The following is a 12915-nucleotide window of genomic DNA, read 5'->3' as shown; positions in this document are numbered from 1 at the left end:
CCCCTAAGACAGACTAGTTAATATACATTATAGGAACTTAAATATTTGTAGATTAGGTAACATTATGGTGCCCAGAATATATAGTTCACCATTACTGACTCTACTTAAAACTTAACAAAGAGCTTAGCCTTGTCATTATAAATACAAGGCTAAGTAATTTTTAAGCTCTTAATTAAAGCTAAGCTCATAGCTTGCAACTAATCTTTAGTCACTTAAGAACTATTTGAGCGCCATAAGTAGTAGACTGCCGGCAAAACTATGAGTGTTAAAACTAACGCACTTATCATGCCTCCGACCATAGGCGCTGCAATTCTGCTCATGATTTCAGAGCCTGTACCAGTGCCATACATGACTGGTAATAAACCAAATATGATTGAGGTTGATGTCATCATAACTGGTCGTATACGCATGGCAGAACCTTCAATTACTGCACTTTTTAAAGCGCTGTCTTTAATTAGCTTGCTTGTGGTGGCGTGTTTACATAGTTGGGTATATTTGGCATCTAAATAGGTTAACATTATGATCCCAATTTCTACGGCTACCCCTGCTAAAGCAATAAATCCAACGCCTACCGCAACAGAAAAGTTAAAGTTTTCTATGTAAAGTAACCAAATCCCGCCCGTTAATGCAAAAGGCAGTGTTCCCAAAATCATGACAACTTGGGGAATGCTTTTAAAATTTAGATATAAAAGCACAATAATTATCCCAAGCGTTAAAGGTATAACATAACTTAATTTGGCCTTTGCTCTTTGGATATATTCGTATTGTCCGCTCCATGTAATCGAATACCCTGTAGGTAGTTTTAGGTCTTGATTAACGGCATTGATAGCTTCAGTAACATAATGGCCTATGTCTACATTTTCTATGTCGATATACACCCAACCATTAGGCCTAGCATTCTCGCTTTTGATCCCAGCTGGGCCATTTTCAATCCCAATAGTCGCTATGTCAGCAAGGGTTATATGGGCTCCACTTGGGGTCACTATTGGCAGTAACCCTAATTGCTCAGGGGAATCTCGGTAGGATTGTGGAAACCTTACTTGCACCGGGTAACGCTCTAATCCCTCCACACTTGTAGTTAAATCCATTCCACCTACAGCACTTGAAATAAAAGATTGTACATCAAGAATATTAAGGCCAAATCGGGCGGCGTTGAGCCTGTCAATATCTATAGTGATATAGCGCCCGCCAGCTACTCGTTCAGCATAAACAGAAGCAGTACCCGCAACACCTGATATTACTGACTCAAGCTGCTTTCCTATATCTTGAATAACAGCGAGATCTGGCCCGGCTATCTTGATGCCAACCGGTGTTTTGATGCCCGTAGCTAACATATCAATACGTGTTTTTATAGGCATGACCCAAGCATTTGTGACACCAGGAAAATCAATTAATTGGTCCAGCTCTTCAATAATCGACTCTTTAGTTATCCCTTGTCTCCACTGGGATTTAGGTTTAAAGCGAATCGATGTTTCTATCATGGTTAAGGGCGCAGGATCCGTGGCTGTATTAGCTCGGCCTACCTTTCCAAAAACGCTTTCTACCTCTGGTAAGGTTTTAATGAGTTTATTACTTTGTTGTAATATAAACCTAGCTTCTCCTATAGATACTGAGGCATAAGTGGTTGGCATATACATTAAGTCGCCCTCATCTAATGGCGGAATAAACTCAGTACCAATTTTTGATATTGGCCACAGTCCTATAAGTAATATGATTAGCGAACATAAAACCGTTATTTTGGGGTACGTTAGAACTGACTTTAAAATCGGCTGATAAACTGCTATCAAGCCTTTGTTTATTGGGTTATCTCGCTCTTTGACAATTTTCCCTCTTACAAAATATCCCATTAGTACTGGTACCAAGGTAATAGAAAGTACCGCCGCTGCGGCCATGGCAAATGTTTTAGTGTAAGCAAGGGGTGAAAACATACGCCCTTCTTGGGCCTCTAGGGTAAATACTGGGATAAAGCTAACAGTAATAATAAGTAAGCTAAAGAATAATGAAGGGCCAACTTCACTCGCTGCAGTCGCCACTAGCTTCCAGCGATTATCCTTAGTTAAAGGCGTTTTCTCTATGTGTTTGTGAAGGTTTTCTACGAGAACAATGGCACCATCAATCATGGCTCCAATAGCAATAGCAATGCCACCTAAAGACATAATATTGGCATTAATATCCAACATATACATTGCAATAAATGCTATGAAAATTCCCACAGGTAGGCTGATAATAGCCACCAAAGATGACCTAACATGGAATAAAAATACTAGGCAAATTAACGCCACCACTAAAAATTCTGCAATTAACTTTTGGCTTAAGTTATCGACTGAGTCCTTTATTAGTGTGGAGCGGTCATATACTGTGATTATTTCTACACCCTCAGGTAAGCTTTTTTGTAGTTCTGACAGCCTAGCTTTGACACCATCAATGGTTGCTTGGGCGTTTTCGCCATAGCGCATTACTACAATACCGCCTACAGTTTCCCCCTCCCCGTTTAGCTCTGCTATACCTCTGCGTAATTGTGGTCCAATTTCAACTTTTGCTACATCTCTAACTAAAATAGGCGTCCCTGCATCGTCTAACATTCCCAATGGGATCGCTTCTATATCAGTTTTGTTTTCGATGTAGCCTGTGGTGCGGATCATGTATTCGGCTTCTGCCATTTCGAGCACAGATGCCCCTGCTTCTTGATTGCCCCTTTGAATTGCCCTTTGTACGTGGGACAAAGGCATATCAAAAGCTAGTAATTTTATAGGGTCAACTATTACTTGGTATTGCTTCACCATACCGCCAACTGAGGCTACTTCTGATACCCCAGGTACTGTTTGCAACTCATATTTTAAAAACCAATCTTGTAAGCTGCGAAGTTCGCTCAAACTCTGTTTACCACTGGGGCTTATCAGAGCATACATGTACACCCAACCTACCCCAGTTGCATCTGGCCCAAGCTGTGCCTTAGCTGAATCTGGCAAACTCGGTGCCACTTGAGATAAATATTCCAACACTCGACTTCTTGCCCAATATAAGTCTGTTTTCTCGTCGAAAATCACGTATACATAAGAGTCACCAAAAAAGGAAAAACCTCTAACAGTTGTTGCACCTGGCACAGCTAACATTGCAGTTGTAAGGGGGTAAGTAACTTGGTCTTCAACTACTTGGGGGGCTTGTCCTGGATAAGTGGTTTTTATAATAACCTGCACATCTGATAAATCAGGTATGGCGTCAATTGGGGTATTTTTGATGGTAAATAACCCAGCACCTATAATAACTAAGGTGCTTAACAAGACTAATATACGATTATGAATAGACCATTGAATAATTGACGTAATCACTAGTGTTCACCTCTGTGGTGCTTACTGTGGTCCATTTCCATTGGCTCACTGGGCATCTCAACTTTTGGCGACTGTTGCTCTGTAAAATGCACAGTTTTAACTTGAAACATACCTGACGCTGTCTTAACTATTTCAACATGGATATCTTGATTCTCTTTAAATTGCGTCATATCAAGGTTTTCCGCAACTAAAAAATCCATAGTCATTCCCATCATGCCAAAGGTATCAAGTGGGCCATGTGTTAGATTAAGCATACCGTCTTCAATGAAGATTTCGTTTACTGTTGCCAAGGTCCAAGCACTTTGTTGGTTATCTTTTTGAATAGCTGAGAATGTAGCTGGGCTATCTTCATCAGCTGCCATACGTTTAAAGTCAGAAGTGATACTACTTTCTGAATCAATTAAAAACTGAGCTGAGGTAACTATCTTGTCGTTTTCGCTGAGGCCATTTGGTATTTCATAGTAGTCACCCAGCTTACGACCGACACTGACTTCAATTGATTTAAACTTACCTTCGTCTAATGCCAAAACTACTCTATCTTGCAAACCAGTTCTGATTACTGCATCCACAGGTACAGCCAACACTTTTGTGCTGTGTTTATCTGAGCCATGGGCAATACCTAGCTGCAAAAATACATCTACAAACATTTCTGGCTTTAGTAAAAAGTTAGGATTATCCAATAAAAACCGTACCTGTAAGGTTTTGGTCTTGTAATGCAACGACGGATAAATATATTCAACTTGACTACTTAGCTTAGTATTTGGGAAATACTCTGAAGTAATACTTGCCTTTTGCCCTTCCTTAATAAAATTGGCGTGCTCTGCAAATATGCTAGCGATAACCCAAACTTGATTAACCGGTGCAACCGACAGCAGGGTTTTACTAGGGGTAACAAAAAAGCCTTCTTGAATCTGCAAATTGTTTACAAATCCACTTTGGGGCGCAGTAAAAGTCACTGTTCGTTGTACTTTTTGGGTTTGCTTTAAACTGTCTACCAAGGTGGTGGGAACATTTAGGGCTTCTAATCTTGACTGAGCGGCTTGAATTAACCTTGCATTACCTTGCTTCAAAGCGAGTAACAGCTCTTCTTGTGCATTCACAAGTTCAGGTGAATATAAGTCATACAATGGAGAGTCCTTTTCTATAAACTCCCCTGCACTTCTTACATATAGGGTTTCTACCCAACCTTCAACACGAGCGTGCACATGAACCATTAAGTTTTGAGCATATTCCACCCGCCCAAAGGCTCGAATATCAACCGATGGTGTAATTAAAGACACCTGAGTGGTTTTTACCCCAAGGTTATTAACTATGCTTGGCTCAATCTCAACCGTCCCCTTACGAGTCTCCTTAGTTTTTTCAGTCTTGTATACTGGGACTAAGTCCATACCCATGGGTGACTTACCTGGTTTGTCGCGCTTAAAGTTAGCATCCATAGGAGCAACCCAATAAAGAGGGGCATTACTGTTTTCAACCTCTGGGCTAGCGTGGTCATTAGACGTTATGAACGCCCAATAACATAAGGCGCTAATCCCAATTCCCATAATTAATCCAAGAGTTATGCCTAACCCATTAGGTTTTGAAAGGTGCATGTCATTCATGGGTATGAGCCTCCAAAGGTAAATAATAACGAAGTGTGGCGATAGCTTTATGTTTAGCCACTTCTAAGCCAAGTAAAGTAAGTTGAGCATCAAGCTCAGACACTTGGGCACGAACTACCTCGGCAAAATTACCTGCATCATTGGTGTAGGCGTTTAACGAGGCTTGGGTCTGTTGTTTTATTTGAGGGATAATCCCAGTCTCATAAATGTTTATACGTTCACACAAGCCATTATAATCAGCATATGCACTATTAACTGTGGCTAAAAACTCTCGTATAAGAAGGCGTTTTTCGGTTTTAACCGCTTCAGTTGTTTGCACTCTATTTGAAATTTCGGCGTCTTGCTTTGTTGATGAAAACAGCGGTATAGACATACTGATTCCCACCGAGTAAAAGTTAGCTCTACTAGTTCCTTGTGGCGTGTCATCCCTAAAACTATAGCTAGCGTTAACTGCATATTGGGGCTTTAAGCTTTGTTTCGCTATTTGGGTATCAACTTCAAACCCTTTTACTTGCTGAGCTTTAGCACGAACTAATGGATGCATTGAGACTAATTGAATAAGCTCTTGATTAGATTGAGTATCGAATAAAGAGATGCGCTTTTTATCTATGTAAGAAATATCAGTCAACTTGTTAGGTAATTGGATATCGGAGCTGGGGTTATAATCTGTCACTCCTGAAGTTCGGCTATTAAAAAGATATTGAGATAGCTTTTTAAGTGATACTACTTTTTGTGTTTTCAATTCAATCAAGCGGTCACGTAAGCGCATGATTTCCAACTGTGCTCGAATAATATCTTGCTGACCTGCACTACCAACAGAGGATGCGTAACTGGTGCTAACTATTTCTTCTAACTTTTGTATTAACGGGCGAGTATCTTCAACTAGTTGGTAGCTCGTTTGGGCTTTATAGGCATCTAACCAAAGCTCCTCGGCCCTAAGGGCTATTTTAGCCTTACGATCAAACCTTAATAGGGGCTGTTCCTTAGCTACAGTTTTATACTTTTCTTGTTGAAGTTTCAGGGTATCGCCCCTTGGAAACTGTTGACTAGCAGCAACTTGTAGTTGTGTCATTTCCTCCTGATTAAAGGCAAATCCATTACTCGGTAAGTTCAATACACTCAAACTAATTACTGGATCCGGCAGCGCATCTGCGCCTTCACTTAAAGCGTATAGCCCCTTTTCAATACTTTGGCTCTTTAATAGCCAATCGTCATTTTGTACCGCGATTTTAATAGTGTCAGACAAACTAAGTGGTGTGCCTGTTGCTGTAATCGGTTGACTTATGGCATTGCCAAGCACCACGCAGGCAGTGATATTGGCCCTCAGAGAGATATTTATACTCTTCCTTAAATGGGCAGTATCTAGAGTGCTAAAAATGTTACGCATTGTTTGTTCCCAAATTGTCAAATAACCACTAAGTAAGGCAATGCCTAAAAGCAGTCTTATTTAAAATAAATAAATTAAATATTTCGATTTTCCCCACTTGAACTGGGGTGAGAACTAAAAGATTGGAGGTCGTTTTACTTGATCGATAGAAGGAGATGGCAGGTATTGTGGGAGGTATGCAATAGGTATACTTACACTGTGCAGTTCCATTGACTCAAAGGGAGACATCAATATGACAATAGAGCCAACAAGGGATTCACACCCACACTGGCCATCATTACATATTTTAGAAACAGCCATTGCAGAGTCAGAGTTATCGCAACATTCCATTTTTTCCATTGCAGAGCTTAAATCACCACTTCTATGATTATTCATCATTGAAGACATGTCCATTTGCTCACTACCCTGCACCACATGAGACTGCATTTGCCTATCGCAGTGCTCAGCCGATGGCACAGCCTCATACGCCTTGCTGACTTGGCTAGTCAATAAGGTGAGCATGATTAATAAACATTTGACGGTGATTTTCATGTGGCTAGTGTAATCAAAATGAATAGAGTGTCAATCAAGGCAGACTGCTATGGCGTGTAATTATTTGGTCCACACCATAAACCACCTAGTTTTTATTACAAAGATTTAACCGCTAATAGCACAGCGTACAAAATGGGTTGATGTAGTAAGTAAATAATAAGTGAATATTGACCTAAGGTACTTAGCTTATTAAATACAGTATTTTCAGGAAGCCTTATAGAAAACAACTGTTTATGCATGACAAACACACCAATAAGCACCACACCTAGCCAAGGAATAATACTGGCTAAGTCCACTGTTGTTTTAGGGATACCTAAGTGTTTGACCGACCAAGACCAAATTGGCTCCATTGACAACCAGCCTAAATAATAAGAAAGGATAATTAGTACACCTATAATCAAGGACAAATAAGGTAAACGTACAAATAGCACAGATATAGGTAAAGCCACCGCTATCAAATGAATGATCCCAAAGTATACCCAAGCGCTGGGATACATGAACAAGCTGCCAATAGTTAAGATTAATGCGACAAATAGCAATTTAGCTGTCGCCATGGTGAGTTTTCTGAGATTGATATGTTTGTGGTATGCCAAATAACTACTCATACCGACAGCCAATAAAAAGCTAGTTACAATAATGGCTCTAAAAATTCTCCATTCTAAATCTTGCCCAGTATTGTATGACGCCCAGCCAAATGTGCTTAAATCATAGCAAAAATGAAAAATGACCATCAAAACGATGGCAAAACCTCTTAAGACATCAAGCTCGTAACAGCGGTGCATTTTGTTTTTAGTTAACTTCATGTTTTTATTAATTATTATTATCTTTTAACCATTCATTTAGTAATTTAATTTGCCCACATTTGTAGGCCGCATAGGTTATGCGTAACGAGTTGGATAGGATTTCACTATCTGTCCACCCCGTTTTTTCGGATATTTCTTTATAACAAAATCGAGCCTGAGGCGTGACATATCCCCTTACCTGCTTATTACCTTTTTCTTTTTGTCTTTCACGAAAACGTTTTTGCTTTTCTGCATTTGCTGTAGATTTTAACTTGCTCATTCTGCCCTTGTTACTTAGTTTTATGCTTTTTACATCTTAATTTATTAAAAAGTATAAGTTTTTGACTGTTCAGAGTTGTTTAGCTTACAAGTGTTCGCTAAATTACTACCTAAAATAATTTAGGCAAGTATATAGAATGACAATGCAACAAAATAGTTTCACGAGAGAAGATCTTTTAGCCTGTAGTAGAGGCGATTTATTTGGTCCTGGCAATAGTCAGCTTCCTGCTCCTAACATGTTGATGATGGACAGAATTGTAGAGATACATGAAGCCGGTGGTGAATTTGACAAAGGTTATATTGAAGCTGAGCTAGATATCACTCCAGACTTATGGTTTTTTGATTGTCACTTTCCGGGTGATCCAGTCATGCCAGGCTGTTTAGGATTAGACGCAATGTGGCAATTGGTTGGTTTTTTCTTAGGATGGTCAGGTGGCCCGGGTAAAGGTCGTGCATTAGGAGTTGGTGAAGTAAAATTTACAGGGCAAATATTACCAACAGCCAAAAAAGTAACTTACCGCATTGATTTGAAGCGTGTTATCAAGCGTAAACTGTTTATGGGCCTAGGAGATGGCACAGTAGCGGTAGATGGAAGAGTTATTTATCAAGCTAAAGACTTAAAGGTTGGATTGTTTCAAGACACTAGCAGTTTTTAATTAAAGTAGTTTGACAACTTCTATAATAAAGCCCCTGCCGGGGCTTTATTTTTATTTAACTAATCCTAAATTTCGATCTCCTATGGCTTCTCGCCACCCGCCTAACCACTCCGACCTCACCTCTGAACTTTGGAACGGACAATTATCTTTTGAACGTCCTGAAATGCCTGCTTGGTAACCTTTGGAATGTGCTCTGGAAAGTCTGTCTCTTTTCTGTCTTTTCATGGAGTTCTCTCTTTGGGTTTAAGGATCAGTTGGCAGTTCTTATGAACTACGCTATACAGATAATGCAAATGTTGACTTGGTTCAATACTAAAACTACAGGTTTACATTGCTTTTAGGTTAACTTATTGAAACTCATGATTTTTTCACTATGAAACAATTTTATCTAAAAAATATTTTTTTAAACAGAACTGTAATATGAAATCTAGTTGGACCTTTTAACCTAAAAATTAGATATAAAAAAACCGCAATTAAGCGGTTTTTAACAATTAGATTTTTACTTTTTGGTAAAACGCCGCCACATTAGCAACATTCCAGAAAACAATAAGAACCAGCTAATTGAGGCTCCTTGACGAGGCATAACAACTTCATCTTCAGGCACATCACAGATATCTGCTTCACCACCTTCAATAGGAATTAGTTTCACAGCGCCTACCGTATCTACTAGTATTTCGTTACCACCAGAATCAATTACTAATTCGCCCCTAGAGTCCCGTAAAGGGGCTTGATAAAGTGCTGTTGCAGCAATTTCATCGTTATCGTTTATGCTATTGGCTTGGACAATTGTGTATTTTGAATCACAATCTAATAAGTCTCTTATTCTGCTAAACTCTTTTTCATTATGATCATACAGAAAACCCTCAGAGCGCCTGTTTCCTATTGAAGCTTCAACTTCACCGTAGCCCACCACTAAATTATTATTATTAACGGCCAAGGCTACGCTTTCAGATCCCAAGAAAAAATCATCTGGAAATTCTAATTCACCTAAACTCATATCATAAACAAAAAATTTATCTCGATTGACACCGTTAATTCTTTGAACTTGATAGCCAACTACAAGGTTGTTGTTATTTATATCTGTAGCTGAGCTAATAGTTGCAGAACTTGCTGCAACAGTAAGATCGGGGGTAGGTGTTAAGTTTAAAATTTCTTCACCATCAAAAATAACACCGTAGGTTCGAATGACTGTAGCGTTACTAGTAGTATATTCGCCATGAGATACACCAACAGCAATACCATTATCATTTATGGCATGGGCTCGGCTAGTATAACTGGCGATGTCTTCGGCTTCTGGTTCAAATAAAATACCTAATTCAGTGGTATCTAATAGGTTACCATTATCATCAAGCTCCCAAATTAAGCCTCTTAATTGCGAAGCTTGCGCGGGGTTACCTGCAAGAGATGAAGCTAGACTTGATATACATGACTCATATGGAATATCACCTCTCAAATCTTCGTCTTCACAACTTTCTTCAGCAAGTTCGAAAGTATCGCTTAAAAATTCTGTGGTCCCATACCCTACTACTTGGTTGCTTTCATTAATTCCATAGGCCTCACTATAGCCTCCAGCAAAATCTTCTGGCGGTGGTAATTCAGTTGTTTGCCCATTGCGGGATACAAACCCCCTAGCGCCAAACTCGTAGACTATAAATGTGGTTTCTACGCCATTTTCAAATTGGTAATCAACTTTAGAAAAGTATCCTTGGCTACTACCTACTGAAAAATCAGAATTATTTATATCACGGGTATTTACATTTGAACTTAAGGTATATTCGCCATCTGCTGATGCTTCTTGATCAAATACCGGAATGTAATCTGTTTCATCTTCTGACGCTTGGTAGCTAATTGTGTCAGCGATTTGTTGAAAGAACTGAGAGCCTTGTTGCCCTCTAATATGAGCTAGTAGTAATTCGTAATCTGTTTCATTAATATTGCCAACACTCGCCGCTTCTGAATCTGTCAATACGACAGAATCAAAATCAATTAAATCTATATCAATTGGAATATCATATGGAAGTTTTACATTAACTGAAATTTCACCGTCATCATTAATGGCACTTGGAAAGCTATCCTGACCTTCATTCGCAACATCTAACTCAACCACTCTATATTTTGCGGCTTCTACTGAACTTATTGATAAAAGGGCTATAGATAATGCTACAGCCAGCCTTTTTTTAATCATGTAATATCCTGCTTACTGCTTATGTTTTATTCGAGCATGCCTTCGATTTCGTCCCATCTGTCATAAGATTGAGTGAGTACTGTTTGTGTCTCATTCAATTCATTCAATACCGGATCGGTTACGGATGCATCTTGTTTGAAAAATTCAGCGTCATTTACTTTTGCTTGTAAATTTTCAATCTGGTTTTCCAAGGATTCAATTTTTAAAGGTAACGATTCTAATTCATGTTGAAGCTTATATGATAGCTTTTTAGTATTTGCTTCTTTGGGCTTCGTTTTTTGACTCTTAGTTTCTGATTTAGTTTCAGGTTTTGAATTTTTATTGCTCGCTAATTGTTGATACCAATTAGCAATATCAGTGCAGCCACCCACAAATTCTTTGACTATACCATTACCTTCAAAGAAGTAGCTTGAGGTAACTACATTATCTACAAACTCCCTATCGTGACTCACTAAAACCACAGTTCCTGGATAGTTTGCAATTGTGTCTTCTAATAGCTCCAAAGTTTCAACATCAAGGTCGTTGGTTGGCTCATCGAGTATGAGTAAGTTACTAGGTTTTAGCATCAATTTAGCTAAAAGTAAGCGATTTTTCTCACCACCTGATAACGATTTTACGGGAGAGTTAACACGTTCTGGGGTAAACAGATAATCTTGGAGATAACTCATTACATGTTTAGTACGACCATTTAAGGTTACTTCACGCTTACCGTCGGCTATACAATCGATAACTCTTAACTCGCCGTCAAGTTGGTCTCTATGTTGGTCAAAATAAGCAACTTCAATATTTGCCCCAGACTTTACAATACCTGATGTCGGTTTTAACTCTTCAAGTAAAAGCTTTATCAAAGTACTTTTACCACAACCATTTGGGCCAACTAACGCAAGTTTTTCACCGCGCATTATAGTAGTAGTTAATGATTCAACGATTAACTTATCAGAAATTTTGTAATGTAGCGCTTCGGTTTCGAAAACAATCTTTCCAGAACTCTTTGACTCACTAACACTAACTTTAGCGCGCCCCAATTTATTAGCTCGTTGTGAATGTTCTAAACGTAATGCTTTAAGTGCCCGCACCCTGCCTTCATTTCTGGTTCTACGGGCTTTAATCCCTTGTCTTATCCACGTTTCCTCTTGGCTTAATTTTTTATCAAACAAGGCATTCTGCGCTTCTTCAACTTCCAAATCATGGGCTTTTTGTTCAATGTATGCTTGGTAACTTCCTGGGTAACTAACTAGGTTTCCTCTGTCTAAATCTATTATCCTGCTCGCGACTTTTCTAATGAAAGCTCTATCATGGCTTACAAATACAACCGCACCTGAATATCCCGCTATGGCGTCTTCTAGCCATTTGATCATATCAATATCAAGATGGTTAGTAGGCTCATCAAGTAACAATACATCTGGTTCACTGGCCATAGCTTTCGCTAAGGCCGCCTTTCTTCGCCATCCACCTGATAAATCACTCAACTGCTGATTAGGATCGAGTTGTAACTTAGTTAACACTTGTTGGATTTTTTGCTCAAATTGCCAACCATTGTGATGGTCGATTTTATGTTGTAAGGATTCTAGCTTAGACAAGTTTGTGTCAGAAGGGTCCTCAGCTACTAAATCTGCAGTCTGAAAATACTCTTTTAAATATTGTCCTACTTCGGCCAACCCCTCAGAAACATAATCAAACAATGAACATTGCACACTAGATGGCGGGTCTTGTGGAAGACGCGAAATCTTAACGTCACCATTAACAATGCGCTGACCATCATCGAGTTTAATTTCACCTTCAATCACTTTAAGTAATGTTGATTTACCACAACCATTACGGCCAACCAAGCACAGTCTTTCACCGGGTTGAATAACTAATTCGATACCATTTAATAACGGTGGATGCCCTAAAATGATACTGGCATTTTTTAATTGAAATAAACTCAAGATAAAAACTCTACTAATTGTTCTTTATTAAAAGGCCAAGGTAATTCTTGTCCGTTTTCTTTATTAAATAGCACTGGAATTCTGGCTCCATATAAGTGGTATAATTCTGTACTTGAACGCACATCAATTTTGGTTACTTCTAAACGACCCACAGAAACTTCACTAAGTAACACTTCTGCTTGCTCGCACAAACAACATTCTTGACCAGAATAAAAAATTAACGCCATAACTCTATTT

Annotated in this window: 11 protein-coding genes; 1 reads left to right on the top strand and 10 read right to left on the bottom strand. The window is 39.0% G+C overall.

The window, feature by feature from the left end:
• Positions 1–212: 212 nt before the first annotated feature.
• The 6 genes from EOK74_RS18315 to EOK74_RS18290 all read right to left on the bottom strand — a co-directional run bounded on the left by EOK74_RS18315 (position 213) and on the right by EOK74_RS18290 (position 7910).
• A complete protein-coding gene (locus EOK74_RS18315) occupies positions 213–3329 on the bottom strand; it encodes an efflux RND transporter permease subunit (protein ID WP_133471560.1) in 3117 nt (1038 codons plus the stop codon).
• A complete protein-coding gene (locus EOK74_RS18310) occupies positions 3329–4930 on the bottom strand; it encodes a copper-binding protein (protein ID WP_133471559.1) in 1602 nt (533 codons plus the stop codon). The genes EOK74_RS18315 and EOK74_RS18310 overlap by 1 nt, the downstream gene beginning before the upstream one ends.
• Positions 4923–6317, bottom strand: a complete 1395-nt coding sequence (locus EOK74_RS18305; protein WP_133471558.1) for a TolC family protein — start codon at positions 6315–6317, stop codon at positions 4923–4925. The genes EOK74_RS18310 and EOK74_RS18305 overlap by 8 nt, the downstream gene beginning before the upstream one ends.
• Before the next feature lie 114 nt (positions 6318–6431).
• Positions 6432–6848 carry a hypothetical protein gene (locus tag EOK74_RS18300; RefSeq protein ID WP_133471557.1) on the bottom strand — a complete coding sequence of 139 codons (417 nt, stop codon included), beginning with the start codon at positions 6846–6848 and terminating at the stop codon, positions 6432–6434.
• Between the two features lie 95 nt (positions 6849–6943).
• A complete protein-coding gene (locus EOK74_RS18295; RefSeq protein ID WP_133471556.1) occupies positions 6944–7651 on the bottom strand; it encodes a heparan-alpha-glucosaminide N-acetyltransferase in 708 nt (235 codons plus the stop codon).
• A 7-nt stretch (positions 7652–7658) separates the two neighbouring features.
• Complete coding sequence (locus EOK74_RS18290; protein WP_133471555.1) at positions 7659–7910, bottom strand: hypothetical protein; 252 nt, start codon at positions 7908–7910, stop codon at positions 7659–7661.
• Between the two features lie 136 nt (positions 7911–8046).
• Here EOK74_RS18290 and fabA point away from each other — a divergent pair, with 136 nt between their 5' ends.
• Complete coding sequence (fabA, locus tag EOK74_RS18285) at positions 8047–8565, top strand: 3-hydroxyacyl-[acyl-carrier-protein] dehydratase FabA (protein ID WP_133471554.1); 519 nt, start codon at positions 8047–8049, stop codon at positions 8563–8565.
• Positions 8566–8616: 51 nt separating this feature from the next.
• On the opposite strand, the gene rmf is transcribed toward fabA, so the two are convergent.
• The 4 genes from rmf to EOK74_RS18265 form a co-directional block, all read right to left on the bottom strand.
• On the bottom strand, positions 8617–8790 hold the full coding sequence (rmf, locus tag EOK74_RS18280) for a ribosome modulation factor (RefSeq protein ID WP_133471553.1): 174 nt from the start codon (positions 8788–8790) through the stop codon (positions 8617–8619).
• A 274-nt stretch (positions 8791–9064) separates the two neighbouring features.
• Positions 9065–10750 carry a DUF3466 family protein gene (locus tag EOK74_RS18275; RefSeq protein WP_133471552.1) on the bottom strand — a complete coding sequence of 562 codons (1686 nt, stop codon included), beginning with the start codon at positions 10748–10750 and terminating at the stop codon, positions 9065–9067.
• Positions 10751–10776: 26 nt separating this feature from the next.
• Positions 10777–12678, bottom strand: a complete 1902-nt coding sequence (gene uup, locus EOK74_RS18270; protein WP_133471551.1) for an ATP-binding cassette ATPase Uup — start codon at positions 12676–12678, stop codon at positions 10777–10779.
• Positions 12675–12905, bottom strand: coding sequence for a glutaredoxin family protein (locus tag EOK74_RS18265; RefSeq protein WP_133471550.1), 231 nt, complete (start codon positions 12903–12905; stop codon positions 12675–12677). The genes uup and EOK74_RS18265 overlap by 4 nt, the downstream gene beginning before the upstream one ends.
• Positions 12906–12915 lie beyond the last annotated feature (10 nt).

The sequence above is a fragment of the Paraglaciecola marina genome, from assembly GCF_004360155.1.
Taxonomy (GTDB): domain Bacteria; phylum Pseudomonadota; class Gammaproteobacteria; order Enterobacterales; family Alteromonadaceae; genus Paraglaciecola; species Paraglaciecola marina.
This window is presented reverse-complemented; position numbering and strand designations above follow the sequence as displayed.